The organism is Streptomyces sp. NPDC002476 (assembly GCF_042889785.1).
In the GTDB taxonomy this organism is placed as follows: Bacteria; Actinomycetota; Actinomycetes; order Streptomycetales; family Streptomycetaceae; genus Streptomyces.
In genome coordinates this window covers 164,096-179,900 of sequence record NZ_JBIARH010000011.1, presented here as the reverse complement: position 1 = coordinate 179,900, position 15,805 = coordinate 164,096, and the positions used below count along the sequence as shown (strand labels likewise).

Annotated in this window: 13 protein-coding genes; 9 read left to right on the top strand and 4 right to left on the bottom strand. The window is 72.1% G+C overall.

Annotation, left to right across the window (positions count from 1 at the left end; genetic code table 11):
* The first annotated feature begins 155 nt into the window (after positions 1–155).
* The 9 genes from ACFYXM_RS16045 (at position 156) to ACFYXM_RS16005 (ending at position 11,809) form a co-directional block, all read left to right on the top strand.
* Positions 156–1,511 carry a sensor histidine kinase gene (locus ACFYXM_RS16045; RefSeq protein ID WP_389289736.1) on the top strand — a complete coding sequence of 452 codons (1,356 nt, stop codon included), beginning with the start codon at positions 156–158 and terminating at the stop codon, positions 1,509–1,511.
* A gap of 453 nt (positions 1,512–1,964) precedes the next feature.
* On the top strand, positions 1,965–2,639 hold the full coding sequence (locus ACFYXM_RS16040) for a LuxR C-terminal-related transcriptional regulator (RefSeq protein WP_389289735.1): 675 nt from the start codon (positions 1,965–1,967) through the stop codon (positions 2,637–2,639).
* 287 nt (positions 2,640–2,926) lie between these two features.
* On the top strand, positions 2,927–4,882 hold the full coding sequence (locus ACFYXM_RS16035) for a 2-oxoacid:acceptor oxidoreductase subunit alpha (protein WP_389289733.1): 1,956 nt from the start codon (positions 2,927–2,929) through the stop codon (positions 4,880–4,882).
* A complete protein-coding gene (locus ACFYXM_RS16030) occupies positions 4,875–5,933 on the top strand; it encodes a 2-oxoacid:ferredoxin oxidoreductase subunit beta (protein WP_389289732.1) in 1,059 nt (352 codons plus the stop codon). The genes ACFYXM_RS16035 and ACFYXM_RS16030 overlap by 8 nt, the downstream gene beginning before the upstream one ends.
* 102 nt (positions 5,934–6,035) lie before the next feature.
* The gene (locus ACFYXM_RS16025) at positions 6,036–8,021 is read left to right on the top strand and encodes an APC family permease (protein ID WP_389289730.1); all 1,986 of its coding nucleotides are present in this window, start codon (positions 6,036–6,038) and stop codon (positions 8,019–8,021) included.
* Between the two features lie 117 nt (positions 8,022–8,138).
* On the top strand, positions 8,139–8,264 hold the full coding sequence (locus ACFYXM_RS16020; protein ID WP_389289728.1) for a hypothetical protein: 126 nt from the start codon (positions 8,139–8,141) through the stop codon (positions 8,262–8,264).
* 112 nt (positions 8,265–8,376) lie between these two features.
* Complete coding sequence (rarD, locus tag ACFYXM_RS16015; RefSeq protein WP_389289726.1) at positions 8,377–9,423, top strand: EamA family transporter RarD; 1,047 nt, start codon at positions 8,377–8,379, stop codon at positions 9,421–9,423.
* A gap of 101 nt (positions 9,424–9,524) precedes the next feature.
* Positions 9,525–11,138: an FAD-dependent monooxygenase gene (locus tag ACFYXM_RS16010; protein ID WP_389289725.1), complete on the top strand. Its 1,614-nt coding sequence runs from the start codon at positions 9,525–9,527 to the stop codon at positions 11,136–11,138.
* Between the two features lie 122 nt (positions 11,139–11,260).
* Positions 11,261–11,809 carry a hypothetical protein gene (locus tag ACFYXM_RS16005; RefSeq protein WP_389289723.1) on the top strand — a complete coding sequence of 183 codons (549 nt, stop codon included), beginning with the start codon at positions 11,261–11,263 and terminating at the stop codon, positions 11,807–11,809.
* Positions 11,810–11,994: 185 nt separating this feature from the next.
* Here ACFYXM_RS16005 and ACFYXM_RS16000 read toward each other — a convergent pair whose 3' ends face one another.
* The 4 genes from ACFYXM_RS16000 to ACFYXM_RS15985 all read right to left on the bottom strand — a co-directional run bounded on the left by ACFYXM_RS16000 (position 11,995) and on the right by ACFYXM_RS15985 (position 15,644).
* The gene (locus ACFYXM_RS16000; RefSeq protein ID WP_389289721.1) at positions 11,995–12,612 is read right to left on the bottom strand and encodes a CGNR zinc finger domain-containing protein; all 618 of its coding nucleotides are present in this window, start codon (positions 12,610–12,612) and stop codon (positions 11,995–11,997) included.
* A 172-nt stretch (positions 12,613–12,784) separates the two neighbouring features.
* Positions 12,785–13,447, bottom strand: a complete 663-nt coding sequence (locus ACFYXM_RS15995; protein ID WP_389289719.1) for a TetR/AcrR family transcriptional regulator — start codon at positions 13,445–13,447, stop codon at positions 12,785–12,787.
* A 222-nt stretch (positions 13,448–13,669) separates the two neighbouring features.
* Positions 13,670–14,692 carry an ABC transporter permease gene (locus tag ACFYXM_RS15990; RefSeq protein WP_389289718.1) on the bottom strand — a complete coding sequence of 341 codons (1,023 nt, stop codon included), beginning with the start codon at positions 14,690–14,692 and terminating at the stop codon, positions 13,670–13,672.
* Positions 14,679–15,644 carry an ABC transporter ATP-binding protein gene (locus ACFYXM_RS15985; RefSeq protein ID WP_389289717.1) on the bottom strand — a complete coding sequence of 322 codons (966 nt, stop codon included), beginning with the start codon at positions 15,642–15,644 and terminating at the stop codon, positions 14,679–14,681. The genes ACFYXM_RS15990 and ACFYXM_RS15985 overlap by 14 nt, the downstream gene beginning before the upstream one ends.
* Positions 15,645–15,805 lie beyond the last annotated feature (161 nt).

Below are 15,805 nucleotides of genomic sequence, written 5' to 3'. Positions count from 1 at the left end.
CGCCGGCCTGCCACCCCGGCGGACCGCCCGAATACGCCAACCCCGGCAGGCCCCCGGCCCCCGGCCCCAGACCGCAGACCCCAGACCCCAGACCGCAGACCGCAGACCGCAGACCGCAGACCGCCGAGCAGAACGAGAAGAAACGGACACCATCCATGGCCACGGCATACGGACCTGACTCCAGGGACCACCAGCGGTCCGGAGCCGGCTTCGGGGACCACGCCCCGGTGCGGCACTTCCTGCCCCCGGTGCTGCGCGCGCCCTTCGAGGGCAGGACGCTGCGGGAGCTCGGCCATCTGTCGCTGAGCCTGCTGATCAGCCCGGTCCTGTTCGCCTTCGCGGTCGGTTTCACGGCTGCGGGGATCGGAACGCTGATCACCTTCCTCGGGGTGCCGATCCTCGCCGGCGCGCTGGCCATGTGCCGGGGCTTCGGCGCGTTCGAGCGAGTCCGGGCGCGCGGCCTGCTGCACCTGGACGTCGCGGACCCGGAGCCGGTGCGTGGCAAGACCGGCAGCCTGATGTCCTGGGTCGGCGCGGTCCTCAAGAGCGGGGCGTCCTGGCGCCACCTGCTCTACATGCTGCTGCACCTCCCGTGGGCGATATTCGCCGGTACCGTCTCGCTGGCGTTCTGGGTGACCGGGTGGGCCGTCTTCACCTACCCGCTGTGGCAGTGGGTGTTCCCAAGGTACGCGGGTACCGTCGGCATCCAGCTGTACGGCGACGACCAGCACCAGGTCTACCTCGACTCCCCCTTCGAACTGGCCGCGACGAGTGTGTGCGGTCTGGTCCTCGTCCTGTTCACGCCGTGGCTCATCCGCGGTCTGGCGAGTGTGGACCGGCTGATGGTGGCGGGGCTGCTCGGTCCGTCCCGGCTGGCCACCCGCGTCAGCGAGCTGGAGTCGGACCGGGGGGTGGTCGTGGACACCGCCGCCGCCGACCTGCGCCGCATCGAACGCGACCTCCACGACGGCGCACAGGCCCGCCTCGTCGCCCTCGCCATGGACCTCGGCCTCGCCAAGGAAAAACTCACCCACGACCCCCAGGCCGCCGCCCGCATGGTCGACGAAGCCCACGGCGAAGTGAAAACCGCCCTCCAAGAACTCCGCGACCTCGCCCGAGGCATCCACCCCGCCGTCCTCACCGACCGCGGACTCGACGCCGCACTCTCCTCCATCGCCTCCCGCTGCACCGTCCCCGTCACCGTGGAGGTCGACCTGGCGTCCCGGCCCGCCCAGGCCATCGAGGGCATCGCCTACTTCACCGTGTCGGAGCTGCTGCAGAACATCAGCAAGCACAGCGGCGCCCGCTCCGCGTCCGTCGACGTGTGGCGGGCCGGGAACCGCCTGATGCTCCAGGTCACCGACGACGGCCGCGGCGGCGCCGATCCCTCCTCGGGCAGCGGGCTCGCCGGTCTGGCCGAACGGCTGGACGCGGTGGACGGGGTGCTCGTCGTGGACTCACCCGCGGGCGGTCCGACGCGGATCACGGCCGAGCTGCCCTGGCGTGGCTGAATCCGTTCGTAGCGGTCCGCACGCACCAGTGGCCTGGGGGCGACAGCGGCCCGCGTGCGGAGGCCCGTGGCGCACACCCCCCGCGCCACGGGCCTCCGCACGCCGTGCCCCCGCGCACGCCCTCCGTATCCCGTCCTGACGACCTGGGGAGCAATCCCGTCGTACGCCCCTCCGTATCCCGTGCTCCCGCACCACGGCCTTCGCATCCCCTGCTCCCGGCCGCCGTGCGGGCCTGAAATCAAGCCTGTGAGGCGGCCGGGCGCACGAAACCGCGAACACGGCGAATACCGAGCACGGCGATACTGGGATGCTGAACGCCGTACGGACCGGCCCGCGAACGGCGCGGGACCGGCAGGCGGTACGGAACCGGCAGGCGATGTGCGGGACCGGCGAAGAGAGCACGGGACCGACGGCGACGTGCGGGACCGGCGATCAGTGGGGGAACAGGAAGTCATGGTGGAGGACAGGGTGCGGGTGGTCATCGCCGAGGATTCGGTGCTGCTCCGCGAAGGGCTCACCCGGCTGCTGACCGATCTCGGGCACGAGGTCGTCGCGGGTGTGGGCGACGCCGAGGCGTTGATCAAGACGGTGCGCGATCTCGCCGGTCAGGACGCGCTGCCCGACGTGGTGGTCGCCGACGTACGGATGCCGCCGACCCACACGGACGAGGGGGTCCGGGCGGCCGTGCGGCTGCGCAAGGAGTACCCGGGAATCGGGGTCCTGGTCCTCTCGCAGTATGTCGAGGAGCGGTACGCGACCGAGCTGCTGGCCGGTTCCAGCCGAGGTGTCGGTTATCTGCTCAAGGACCGTGTCGCGGAGGTCCGCGAGTTCGTGGACGCGGTGGTCCGGGTGGCGCGGGGCGGCACGGCGCTGGACCCGGAGGTGGTGGCGCAGCTGCTGGGCCGGAGCCGCAAGCAGGACGTCCTGGCCGGGCTGACGCCGCGCGAGCGGGAGGTGCTCGGTCTGATGGCCGAGGGACGCACGAACTCCGCGGTGGCCAGGCAGCTGGTGGTGAGCGACGGGGCCGTGGAGAAGCACGTCAGCAACATCTTCCTGAAGCTGGGCCTGTCCCCCAGTGAGGGGGATCACCGCCGGGTGCTGGCCGTGCTGACCTATCTGAACTCCTGATGGGCTGACACTCTGTCAGGTATTCGTCGCATCGGGGCGGGATTCACCGCCCCCCGGGCAGGAGTCCCGCCAGCGGGGGTCCTACAACCAAAGAATGAACGCACAGCGTCTTCGTCGAACGATTTGGGGGGTTCGCGAAACATGACAAAACGGCACGGAATCGCGTCTCATGACCATGTTCACCATGTGACCGGTCCAGGGAAGGCGACCCTTACCGTCGTAGGGTGGGCCTCGGGACCGTCGGCGGGCCGACCGGTCCCGAGCCGCCGTGAGGGAGGTCCAGTTCAGTGACCAGCCAGGTCAGTAGCCCAGCCGGACAGGCCGATGAGGCCGACGAGCCGCTCGTCGGGGAGCAGCGTGCCACCGGCACCGGTCACGCGGGCGCCGGGGACAAGGAAGTCCGTCGCCTCGATCGTGTGATCATCCGGTTCGCGGGTGACTCGGGTGACGGTATGCAGCTCACGGGTGACCGTTTCACGTCGGAGACGGCATCGTTCGGGAACGATCTGTCGACGCTGCCGAACTTCCCCGCCGAGATCCGGGCTCCTGCCGGGACCCTGCCGGGCGTCTCGTCGTTCCAGCTCCACTTCGCGGACCACGACATCCTCACCCCCGGCGACGCCCCGAACGTCCTCGTCGCGATGAATCCGGCCGCGCTGAAGGCGAACATCGAGGACGTGCCGCGCGGCGCCGAGATCATCGTCAACACCGACGAGTTCACCAAGCGCCCGATGGCGAAGGTCGGCTACGACAGCAACCCCCTGGAGGACGGCTCGCTGGACGGCTACAGCGTCCACCCGGTGCCGCTGACCACGCTCACCATCGAGGCGCTCAAGGAGTTCGGGCTCTCCCGCAAGGAGGCCGAACGCTCCAAGAACATGTTCGCCCTGGGCCTGCTCTCCTGGATGTACCACCGCCCGACCGAGAACACCGAAGCTTTCCTGCGGGCCAAGTTCGCGAAGAAGCCGCAGATCGCGGAGGCGAACGTGGCCGCGTTCCGGGCGGGCTGGAACTTCGGCGAGACCACCGAGGACTTCGCCGTCTCCTACGAGGTCGCGCCCGCCACCCGCGCGTTCCCGGCGGGTACGTACCGCAACATCTCGGGAAACCTGGCCCTGTCGTACGGGCTGATCGCCGCGGCCCGGCAGGCGGATCTGCCGCTCTACCTGGGCTCGTACCCGATCACCCCGGCCTCCGACATCCTCCACGAGCTGAGCAAGCACAAGAACTTCGGTGTGCGCACCTTCCAGGCCGAGGACGAGATCGCCGGCATCGGCGCCGCCCTCGGCGCCGCGTTCGGCGGCTCACTGGCCGTGACCACCACCTCCGGCCCCGGTGTGGCGCTGAAGTCGGAGACCATCGGCCTCGCGGTGTCCCTGGAGCTGCCGCTGGTGATCGTGGACATCCAGCGCGGCGGGCCGTCGACCGGCCTGCCGACCAAGACCGAGCAGGCCGACCTCCTCCAGGCCATGTACGGCCGCAACGGCGAGGCCCCGGTACCGGTCGTGGCCCCGCGCACCCCGGCGGACTGCTTCGACGCCGCCCTGGACGCCGCCCGGATCGCCCTGACCTACCGCACCCCCGTCTTCCTCCTCTCCGACGGCTACCTCGCCAACGGGTCCGAGCCGTGGAAGATCCCCGAACCCGATGAGCTCCCCGACCTGCGGGTCCGGTTCGCCACCGGCCCCAACCACACCCTGGCCGACGGCACCGAGGTCTTCTGGCCCTACAAACGCGACGAGCAGACCCTGGCCCGGCCCTGGGCGGTGCCCGGCACCCCCGGTCTCGAACACCGCATCGGCGGCATCGAGAAACAGGACGGCACCGGCAACATCTCCTACGACCCCGCCAACCACGACCACATGGTCCGCACCCGCCAGGCCAAGACCGCGGGCATCCATGTCCCCGACGTCGAGGTCGACGACCCGGACGGCGCGCGCACCCTGGTCCTGGGCTGGGGCTCCACCTACGGCCCCATCACCGCCGCCGTCCGCCGCCTGCGCACCGAGGGCCACCCCATCGCCCAGGCCCACCTGCGCCACCTCAACCCCTTCCCCCACAACCTCGGCGAGGTCCTGGCCCGCTACGACAAGGTGATCGTGCCCGAGATGAACCTCGGCCAGCTCGCCACCCTCGTCCGGGCCAAGTACCTCGTCGACGCCCGCAGCCACACCCAGGTCAACGGAATGCCGTTCAAGGCCGAACAGCTCGCGACGGCCCTCAAGGAGGCCATCGATGCCTGACACCAACCACCTCCTCCAACTGGTGCCCAAGGCCGAGGCCAAGCAGTCCATGAAGGACTTCAAGTCCGACCAGGAAGTGCGCTGGTGCCCCGGCTGCGGCGACTACGCCGTCCTCGCCGCCGTCCAGGGCTTCATGCCCGAGCTGGGCCTGGCCAAGGAGAACATCGTCTTCGTCTCCGGCATCGGCTGCTCCTCCCGCTTCCCGTACTACATGAACACCTACGGGATGCACTCCATCCACGGCCGCGCCCCCGCCATCGCCACCGGACTCGCGACCTCCCGCCGCGACCTGTCCGTCTGGGTCGTCACCGGCGACGGCGACGCCCTCTCCATCGGCGGCAACCACCTCATCCACGCCCTGCGGCGCAACGTCAACCTCAAGATCCTCCTCTTCAACAACCGGATCTACGGGCTGACCAAGGGCCAGTACTCCCCCACCTCCGAGACCGGCAAGATCACCAAGTCGACGCCGATGGGCTCCCTCGACACCCCGTTCAACCCGGTGTCGCTGGCCCTGGGCGCGGAGGCTTCGTTCGTCGCCCGCACCATCGACTCCGACCGCAAGCACCTCACGAGCGTGCTGCGCGCCGCGGCGGACCACCCCGGCACCGCGCTGGTGGAGATCTACCAGAACTGCAACATCTTCAACGACGGCGCCTTCGAAGCCCTCAAGGACAAGGACCGCGCCCAGGACGCCGTGATCCGCCTCGAACACGGCCGGCCCATCCTCTTCGGCGCAGACGACTCCAAGGGCGTCGTCCGCGACCCCGCCACCGGGGATCTGGAGGTCGTCGAGGTGACGGACGGCAACCGGGACCGCGTCCTGGTCCACGACGCGCATGCCGCGTCCCCGACCACCGCCTTCGCGCTCTCCCGGCTGGCCGACGCCGACACCCTGCACCAGACCCCCATCGGGGTGCTGCGCAGCGTCGACCGGCCGGTCTACGACACGCAGATGGCCGAACAGCTCGACGCCGCCGTCGAACGACACGGCAAGGGGGACCTCTCCGCGCTCCTCGCGGGCAACGACACCTGGACCGTCGTCGGCTGACTGCCGGTCATGAGCGTCCGCGACCGCCGGACGGGCTGAAATTCCGGCCCGTCCGGCGTTTGCGTACCGGTGGACCGGCGTCCGGGCCCCCACCATGTGGCCATGACCTCGGACCGTCCGGCCTACGACCGTCCCACGTTCGACCGTCCCGCGTACCGCATCAAGCGGCGTCTGCTCGGCCGGCCGCTCACCACCGAGCGCATCAGCGAGGAGAAGCTGAACAACCGGACGGCGCTCGGGGTGCTCGCCTCCGACTGCATCAGTTCGTCCGCGTACGGCTCCGAGGAGATGCTCCGGGTCCTCGTGCCCGTCGTCGGCGCGGCCGCGTTCACCCTGCTCATGCCGGTGACCAGTGCGATCCTGTTCGTCCTGGTGCTGCTGACGCTCTGTTACAGCGATGTCGTGATGATCTACACCCGCGCGGGTGGTTCGTACGTCGTCGCGCGGGAGAACTTCGGGCCGGACGTGGCGCAGATCGCCGCCGTGGCCCTGCTCGTCGACTACATCGTCACCGTCGCCGTACAGGTCTCGGCCGGCACCAACGCCCTGATCTCGCTCGCGCATCTGGTCGGCAACGACTTCACCGGCCTGGACCACCTCCAACTGCCGGTGTCCGCCACCGTGATCGTGATCCTGGCGTACGGAAACCTGCGCGGGGTCCGGGAGGCGGGCCGGGCCTTCGCGCTGCCCGCCTATCTCTTCATGTCGGCGGTCGGTCTGATCCTGCTGGTCGGGACGGTGCGCGGGCTCACGGGCGGACTGCCGCACGCAGATCTGAGCGCCGAGGGCGTGGTGCCGGTCGGCACCCCGGGCGACGGCTGGCTGTACGGGGCCTCGCTCTTCATCGTGCTGCGCTCGTTCGCCAACGGGGGTTCGTCGCTGACCGGGCTGGAGGCGATCTCCAACGGCATCTCCACCTTCCGCCAACCGCAGGGCCGTAACGCCCGCCGCACCCTGATCGCCATGAGCCTGATCCTGGGCGTCCTGGTGCTGGGGGTGTCCACGATGGCGCACTTCACCCATGCCGTGCCGTACGTGGACGGCACGCCGACCGTCATCGCGCAGGAGGCCCATCTGGCCTTCGGCGACGGCCCGCTGGGCACGGCCGGGCTGGTCTTCGTGCAGCTGGCGACCGCACTGGTGCTGTACACCGGCGCCAACACCCCGTTCACCGGCTTCCCGTACCTCGCCAGTTTCGTCGCCAAGGACCGCTTCCTGCCCCGGCAGCTGACCCGGCGCGGGCACCGGCTGGCGTTCTCCAACGGCATCATCTCGCTGGCCGTGGTCTCGCTCGCGCTGCTGCTGGTCACCGGCGCCAGCGTGGACCGGTTGGTGGCGCTGTACGCGATCGGCGTGTTCACCGCGTTCGCCATGGCCGGGTCCGGGCTCGCCGCGTACCACCTGCGTCGTCGCGAGCCGTACCGGCGGCTGAAGATCGCCGTCAACGTCCTGGCCGCGGGCGTCTCGGCCGCGGTGGTGCTGATCTTCGCGATCACCAAGTTCACCGAGGGCGCCTGGCTGGTCGTGGTCGTCTTCCCGCTGGGCGTGTGGGCGTTGATGCGGATCAACCGCGAGTACCGGCGCGAGGCGGCCGCGTTGCAGAACTTCCCGCCCCCGGGCATCGGCCGGGAGCGGTACCGCCGCCATCTGGTCCTGGTCCTCGTCGAGTCGCTGGACCTGGCGACGCTGAAGGCGCTGCGATACGCCCGTGAGCTGCACCCGGACGAGATCCGGGCGGTGCATTTCGCGATCGACGAGGCGTACGGCCGGCGGCTGGCCACCCGGTGGGGAGCGACGTCCGCCACCTCCGTGCCGCTGGAGCTGGTGGCGTGCCCGGACCGGCGGCTGCGGCACGCGATGCTGCAGCTCGCCTCCCGCACGACGGAGGACGGGCAGACCTGGCTGACGGTGCTGGTGCCCCGGCGGACGTACCGCAATGTACTGGGCAAGCTGCTGCACCGGGGCACGGGCGAGCAGATGGCGAAGACCCTGGCGCGGCTGCCGCACGTGGCGGTGACGATCCTGCCGTTCGACGTGTCGTGGGCGCTGCGGCGGTTGGAGGAAGGGCGCGCACCCCAGCCGGACTGACGAACGACGACCGTGCGGAGCGGCCGGGGCGCGGGGAGAGGGCGGCGAGCCCGTTCGCCTCCCGGGTCGCCGTCGTCGTCCGGAGCGAGGAGAAGGCGGCCCCGCTCGCCGCCCTCGGTGTCAGGGCTGATCGGTCGCCCGACGACGCCTCTCGCCGAGACGATCGCCGCGGCGGTCGCCGCGGCGGTCGCCGGAACGGACAGCGCGGCGGTCGCCGGGACGGACGCCGGGGCCGGGGCGTAACCCCACCCACCGGGCGGAGACCCCTGCGTCATGGCCGTATCGTCATACGGTCATGACGCAGGGCGTCCGGCGGCGATACCGTCGTGCGGTCGGCGCAGCGCCCGACCCAGACATGCCGGGAGGAGCCGTGAGGTCGGTGGGGTCCATAGGGTCCGCGGGGTCCACGAAGGGAACGAACGAACAACGGGCCGGACTGCTGTCCGGCATCGGCGCCTACGGACTGTGGGGCGTTGTCCCGCTGTTCTGGCCGCTGCTGAAGCCTGCGGGCGCGATCGAGATCCTCGCCCACCGCATGGTCTGGTCCCTCGGGGTCGTCGGCATCGCGCTGTTGGTGCTGCGCCGCTGGTCCTGGATGGGCGAGCTGATACGGCAGCCGCGGAAGCTCGGCCTGATCACGGCCGCGGCGGCCGTGATCACGGTCAACTGGGGCCTCTACATCTGGGCCGTGAACAACGGTCAGGTCGTCGAGGCGTCACTGGGCTACTTCATCAACCCGCTGGTCACCATCGCCATGGGCGTCCTGCTGCTGGGCGAGCGGCTGCGCCCCGCGCAGTGGGTCGCGGTGGGGACCGGCGCGGCGGCGGTGCTGGTGCTGGCGATCGGGTACGGGCGGCCGCCGTGGATCTCGCTGGCGCTGGCGTTCTCTTTCGCGATCTACGGCCTGGTGAAGAAGAAGGTCGCCATGGGCGGGCTGGAATCGCTCGCCGCCGAGACCGCCGTGCTGTTCCTGCCCGCCCTCGGCTATCTGCTCTGGCTGGGCGCGCGCGGCGAGTCGACGTTCGGCTCCGAGGGGCCCGGCCACGCGGCGCTGCTGGCCGCGACCGGTGTCGTCACGGCCACACCGCTCGTCCTGTTCGGGGCGGCGGCGATCCGCGTGCCGCTGTCCACACTGGGCCTGTTGCAGTACCTGGCGCCGGTGTTCCAGTTCGTGCTGGGCATCCTGTACTTCCACGAGGAGATGCCGCCGGAGCGATGGGCCGGGTTCGCCCTGGTCTGGCTGGCCCTCACCCTGCTGACATGGGACGCGCTCCGGACGGCGCGGCGGACGAGGGCCGAGGCGGCCCGGACCCTGGCGCGGACGACGGCGCAGCCCTCCCCGTCGGCCCCGCCGCCGGCCGGGGACCCCGCCCCGCCCTCCGCCACGACCCCGGCACCATGACCGGGTAACACAAAGGTTACCCGGTTGCTTTTTTAACTCGGTTACGTTTTGCTGGGCGTTGTCCGCGAACGCGTCCACGAACGCCTGACCGAGGAGCCCGCGTGCCCCCAGCCGCACCCGTCACCCAGGTACTGATCATCGGTTCGGGCCCGACCGGCCTGACCCTCGCCTGCGATCTGGCCCGCCGTTCCGTCGGCGTACGCATCATCGACAAGTCGCCGGACTTCCCGCGCAGTTCACGGGCGAAGGGCCCCAATCCCCGCTCCCTGGAGGTGCTGGCGGACCTGGGGGTGGTGGACCGGGTGCTGGCGGCCGGTTCGGCGCCACTGCCGATGCGCACGTACCGGAACGGGCTGCCGGTCGCCGACACCGACCCGTACGGGGCGTCGCGACCGGCGCCCGGCACCCCGTACGACCGTCCGTGGCTCATCGCCCAGTGGCGGCTGGAGGAGATCCTCCGCGACCGCCTCGCGGAGTACGGCGTCCGTGTGGAACTCGGGTCGGAGGCGGTCGGGCTGACCCGGCACGCCGACTCGGTGACCGTCGAGCTCGCCGACGGCCGGAACATCGGGGCGCGTTACGTGGTGGGCTGCGACGGCGGCCACAGCCCGGTGCGCAAGATGCTGGGCGTCACGTTCGAGGGGAGGACGTCCGAGGATCAGGCGATGGTCTGCGGGGACGTCACGGTGGACGGCCTCGACCGCGGCGTCTGGCACCAGTGGTTCGACGAGGACGGCGCCGTGATGCTGTGCCCGATCCCGGGCACAGAGTCGGGCTGGTGGTTCCAGGCGGGTCCGGAGCGGGACGCGGCGGGCACCCCCGTACCGCCCTCGCTGGAGAGCTTCCGCCGCCTCCTGACCAAGCACACCGGACTGCCGGGCGACCGCATGTCGCGGGCCGAGCTGCTGTCCACGTACCGGGTCAACGAGCGCATGGCCGACCGCTACCGGGTGGGCCGGGCACTGCTGGCGGGGGACGCCGCGCACGTGCATCCCATCGCGGGCGGGCTGGGCATGAACACCGGGATCCAGGACGCGTTCAACCTGGGCTGGAAGCTCGCCCTGGTCGTCGCCGGGCGGGCGGCCCCCGGTCTGCTGGACACGTACGAGGAGGAGCGGCTGCCGGTGGCCGCGTGGACGCTGGGCCTGACGGCCGAGCGGTTGCGGACCGTGCTCGACGCGATCGAGGAACCGGGCGGCGGCCTGGACGCGGTGGTCACCCCGGAGACCATGGGCCTGGGACCGGACGGCGGCTACCCCTGGAGCCCGCTCTCCCACGACACCCGCCGCCCCGCGCACTCCCCCGTGGACCCGGTCACCGGACCGGCCACCGAACCGGCCTCCGGCCCGCGGGCGGGCGACCGGGCCCCGGACGCCCCCTGCCTCGACATCGCGACGGGTGCGCCGACGCGCCTCTTCGAGGTGTTCGCCGGGCCGCACTTCACCCTGCTGGGCTTCGGTCCCGGTACGGCGCAGGCGCTGCGCGCGGCGGAGGCGGACCACGGCGACCTGCTGCGGGCGACCGGGGTCGACGCGGGGGCACGGCACGGCCTGAACGACGTGGCGGGCCACGCCCGTTCGGCGTACGGCATCGAACGGGACACCCTCGTCCTGGTGCGTCCGGACAACCACATCGGGCTGATCGCGCCCGCGGAGGACGGCCGTGCCGTCGGCGACTACCTGGACCGCGTCGTCGGCGCCGGACCGGACGCCTGACACCGCCGGGGGCGGGCCTACTGCATTCCGCACAGTGTTCCGTACGGCATTCAGGCGGGCTTTGGAGGCGTCACGGTGAGGCATCGCTGAACTACCAGCCGTTTATATTCTTCTGACATGCCATGAGCCGATCCACGCGCATGTCCGGGGCCGTCCGCGTGCTCCTGCGTACCGTCGTCGCGACCCTGTCCACGCTGTCGTTCCTCGTCGGCCAAGCCTCGCCCACGGCACACGCGGCCGACGGCACGGAGCGGGCCCGGCCGTCCGGCCGCGAACCGGGCGGTCCGGGGCCCCGCCTCCAGGACGGCCGTTCGCACCACGCCCGGACGCCGGGGAACCGGACAGCCTCCCCGGCGCCCACACGCGTCCCCGCGCCCGCGCTCGTCGCCGACCCCGCGCGCGCCCTCTTCGCCGCCGCGTACACCGACGGCCCGATGAGCACCGTCGTGCTCGCGGCGGGCGCCGGGGAGGCCCCGCGAAGCTCCGGGGTCCCGAGCTTCCCGGCGTCCGTGGCCAGGGACGGGGGCCTCCTGGTGCCGAGCACCTCGGGAGCCGGTCGCCCCGGGCTCTCCCACGCGGGTCTCGCGTTCACCACGACCGGTCTCCTGGCCGTCGCCTGGGCCGTCGGGGGCGGCGGCCTCCGCACGACGCGTCGCGGCGACCGGGGCTGAGCGGCGCCCCGGCTGGGCCGGGGCGTGGAAGCGGCCGGCGGCCGTCCGGTCGGTCAGGGGTCCGGGCGCGATCACCGGGCGCACCACAGCCGCTCGGCCGGGGAGCCGTGCCGCTCGGCCAGGCACGGCGCCGACGCGGCCGGGGAGCCGTGCCGCTCGGCCGGGCACGGCGCCGACGCGGCCGCTCAGCCGGTGGTGGCGTGCCGGGCGCGGTGGGCGCGTACCTTGTGGAGGTTTCCGCAGCGCTCCATCGCGCACCAGCGCCGTCGGCCCGGGCGCGAGGTGTCGACGAAGACCAACGCACAACGATCCGATCCGCATTCGCGCACGCGGTCGGCGTACGGGCCGGTGAACAGCTCCACGGCGTCCCGCGCCACGGTCGACAGCAGGGCCGTTCCGGTCGCGCCCGGGGCCCACGCGAAGGCGCCGGACGCGGCGTCGACACGAGGGACGAGCGGCGGTTCGGACGCCGCCGCATTGACCGTGGCGAGCGCGCCCGGGTCGAGCGGACGGCCGTGCGCGCGGGCGGCCGCCAGCTCCCACAGAGCGGCGCGCAGCGCGTGCGCCCGGCGCAGTTCCTCCGGGCTCACCTCCGGCGACAGCCCGCCCGGCAGCCGGCATTCGCCCGCCCAGCGCACCAGGTCGGCAGGGGCGCGCAGCCCCTCGTACGCCGCATACCGCGCGCACCCGCCGGTGGGCAGCAGTTCCAGGCACAGGGCGCCGGGATCGAAGCGGTAGGGACGGCCCTCCGGCGTATGGAGAACCAGTCCCGAGGGCTCCTTCGCCGGCTCGGTCACGGTCATGTAACCAGGGTAAGCGGTTTCCGCGAGCGGACGGTTTCACCGGCCCCGGCCCCCGGGGCGGGCGCCGGGGCCCGCGCCCGGGGCCCTGTCCCCGCACCCGCGCCGGGGCCCGGCACCTCGTGGCCACCGAACGGCCGGTGCCCGGCGTACGGCGGCTCCTCGCCGGGCTGGACTACCGGGGCCCGGTGGTCTGCGGGCAGCCGACGCCCTCCGGTATCCCGACGCCTTCCGGCACCCGGACCCCCTCCGGCGCCCGCGCCCCCAACGCCCGCAGCACCTGCGTGACCAGGGCCGCGACCGTCTCCTCGTCCGGCACCGGCTTGCGCAGCACATGGCGGCAGTACACCGGCGCGTACAGCATCTCCACCGCCAGCGGCAGATCGGCGTCGGCCGGGATCTGGCCCTGCGCCTGGGCGCGGCGCAGACGGGCGACCGCCTCCTCGAAGCGGGGGTCGACCAGCTTCGCCCTGACCGTCTCCGCCAGGGCGTCGTCGTGATGGACCTCGGACAGTATCCCGGCGTACGCGGGGCCGAAGGGCGGCGTGGACAGCAGCCGCACCGCTCCCATCAGGTTCTCCCGCAGGTCGGCGGCGATGTCCCCGGTGTCGACGAACGGCGTGGTGCCGACCAGGGCGTCGGTGAACGCCTCCAGGATCACCGCGCTCTTCGCGGGCCACCAGCGATAGATCGTCTTCTTGCTGACACCCGCTCTGGCCGCGATCGCCTCGATGGTGACACGGCCGTACCCCTTCTCCGTGCACAGTTCGAGCGCGGCTTCCAGGATCGCCCGTCGTGATCTCTCGCTGCGACGCAGTGAACTCGGCGATGTGATCATTCGGTGAGCATAGGTGCGTTCGCACCCGCCCTTGTTGACAGCCCGTCGCCACAAGTCGAACAATGCTGAGGCGGAAACGGAACGTGCCGTGTCGCATCGTTCCCGCTGTTCGCACCGTTCGCACCGTTCGCGCCGCGACGAGCCGATCGGGGGACGGCTCGCCCGGCCGACGGCGCGGGGCGGTGTTCTGTGACCCATGACGCGCACTCGACGCACCATGCGTCAGGACGTGACGTCCTTCGCCGTGAAACGGGCCCAGGCCGCCGAGCCGAACACCACCGCGTACAAGCCCTGAAGGCCCAGGTTCTTGACCAACTCGTCCCAGTAGACGGGTGCGCGCAGCAGGTCGGCGTACGACATCCAGTAGTGCGGGAAGAGATACGGATGGATGCCGCTCAACTGCGGGATCGTGTCGACGATCTGCACGGTGATCAGCAGGCCCACGGTCGTGGCCATGGCCGCGATTCCGCTGCCGGTGAGGGTCGACACGAACACCCCGAGCGCCGCGAAACCGACCAGCGAGGCCGCGACCGCCAACGCGATCAGCCCCGCCCTCAGGAGCCCCTCGCCGAAGCCGATCCGGGTCCCCGAGATGGTGGTGACATCGCCGACGGGGAAGAGCAGGGCACCCGTGGCGAGTGCCGAGAGCGCCACGACCAGGGTCGCGACCAGGCAGAACGCGAGGACGGAGGCGTATTTCGTCAGCAGCAGGCGGGTCCGGCCCGCCGGGGCGACCAGCAGATAGCGCAGCGTGCCCGCGCCCGCCTCCCCGGCGACCGAGTCGCCCGCGACGACCCCGACGGCCATCGGCAGGAAGACCGGGAGCGTCACGGCGAGGGCGGCGAAGACCAGGAAGAGGCCGTTGTTGGTGACCTGGGAGAGGAACGCGGGCCCTCCCGCGCCGTCGCCCGGCCCGGGTGAGGAACCGTGGCCGGTCTCGATTCGCACCGCGATCCCGATCAGTACGGGAACGGCGGCCAGCACCCCGAGCAGGGCCAGGGTGCGCCATCGGCGGAAGGTGATGGTCAGTTCGGAACGGAGGAGTCCGAGCGTCCACAGCCGCCCGCGCGCCCCGTTCGCCCCGGTGGCTCCGCCCGCCCCGTTCGCCGCCCCGGTCGTCCCGGTGGTCCCGTTCACCCCGGTGGTCTCCCCGACCCCGGCGGCCTCACCCGCTCCGGTGGCCTCTGCCGCTCCGGTGGCCTCTGCCGCTCCGGCGCGTACGGTTCCTGTTTCAGCCCACGACATCGAATCCCTCTCCGGTGAGTGCGACGAAGGCGTCCTCCAGCGACGCCCGTTCGACGCCGAACGACCGCACGCGCACACCGGCACGCACCAGCGCCGCGTTGAGGTCCGCGAGTTCGACGTCCCCCGGCGGCGCGTCGGCGCTCACCCGCTCGCCGTCGACGGCGATGCCGGTGAGGGCCCGTTCCTTCAGGACACGGGCGGCCTCGTCCGGGTCGGGGCTCGTGACGGCCAGCCGGCCCCGGGCACCCGCCGCCAGCTCCGCGACCGGGCCCTGCGTGACCAGCCGCCCGCCGGCCATCACCGCGGCGTGCGTGCAGACCTGCTCGATCTCGTCCAGGAGGTGGGAGGAGAGGAAGACCGTGGTGCCGTCCGCCGCCAGTTCCCTGACCAGGGTGCGGATCTCGCGCATGCCCTGCGGGTCGAGGCCGTTGGTCGGCTCGTCGAGGACGAGCAGACGGCGCGGCCGGAGCAGGGCGGCCGCGAGACCGAGGCGCTGTTTCATGCCGAGCGAGTACGCCCTGGCCTTCTTCCCCGCCGCCGGGGCCAGCCCGACCCGGTCCAGGGCCTGTCCGACCCGGGCCCTGCGGGTGCGCGGATCGGCGGTCGGGTCGGCGGAGTCGTAGCGCAGCAGATTGTCCCGGCCGCTCAGGAAGCCGTACAGCGCGGGCCCCTCGATCAGCGCCCCGACCTGCGGAAGCACCGTACGGGCCGCGCCCGGCATGGCCCGGCCGAGCACCTGGGCGGTGCCGGACGTCGGCTCGATCAGGCCCATCAGCATCCGGATCGTCGTGGTCTTGCCGGAGCCGTTCGGACCGAGGAAGCCGAAGACGCTGCCCGCGGGGACGGCGAGGTCGAGGCCGTCGACGGCGGGCCTGCCGCCGCCGTAGCGCTTGGTGAGGCCCCGTGTCTCGATGACCGGGCCCGGCTCGGGCGTGTTTCCGGGCCGTGTCATGCGTGCTCCCCTCGGTCGGGCCGACCGGGACCGGCGGACCGGGACCGGACGGCCCCGGATGTGCGAACGGGCCCGTACGGAAGGACCGCCCCGCCGTACGGAGCGTACGACGGGGCGGGTGAACGGTGAACGACGACGGGGGCGGCGCGCCGCGCCCCGCG

Bases quoted from the DNA above. Each gene is read 5' to 3' on its own strand.
- ACFYXM_RS16005 (WP_389289723.1), top strand. From the start codon at position 11,261: ATGAGCCGATCCACGCGCATGTCCGGGGCCGTCCGCGTGCTCCTGCGT.
- ACFYXM_RS16040 (WP_389289735.1), top strand. From the start codon at position 1,965: ATGGTGGAGGACAGGGTGCGGGTGGTCATCGCCGAGGATTCGGTGCTG.
- ACFYXM_RS15995 (WP_389289719.1), bottom strand. From the start codon at position 13,447: ATGATCACATCGCCGAGTTCACTGCGTCGCAGCGAGAGATCACGACGG.
- ACFYXM_RS16000 (WP_389289721.1), bottom strand. From the start codon at position 12,612: ATGACCGTGACCGAGCCGGCGAAGGAGCCCTCGGGACTGGTTCTCCAT.
- ACFYXM_RS16045 (WP_389289736.1), top strand. From the start codon at position 156: ATGGCCACGGCATACGGACCTGACTCCAGGGACCACCAGCGGTCCGGA.
- ACFYXM_RS16030 (WP_389289732.1), top strand. From the start codon at position 4,875: ATGCCTGACACCAACCACCTCCTCCAACTGGTGCCCAAGGCCGAGGCC.
- rarD (WP_389289726.1), top strand. From the start codon at position 8,377: ATGCCGGGAGGAGCCGTGAGGTCGGTGGGGTCCATAGGGTCCGCGGGG.
- ACFYXM_RS15990 (WP_389289718.1), bottom strand. From the start codon at position 14,692: ATGTCGTGGGCTGAAACAGGAACCGTACGCGCCGGAGCGGCAGAGGCC.
- ACFYXM_RS15985 (WP_389289717.1), bottom strand. From the start codon at position 15,644: ATGACACGGCCCGGAAACACGCCCGAGCCGGGCCCGGTCATCGAGACA.
- ACFYXM_RS16025 (WP_389289730.1), top strand. From the start codon at position 6,036: ATGACCTCGGACCGTCCGGCCTACGACCGTCCCACGTTCGACCGTCCC.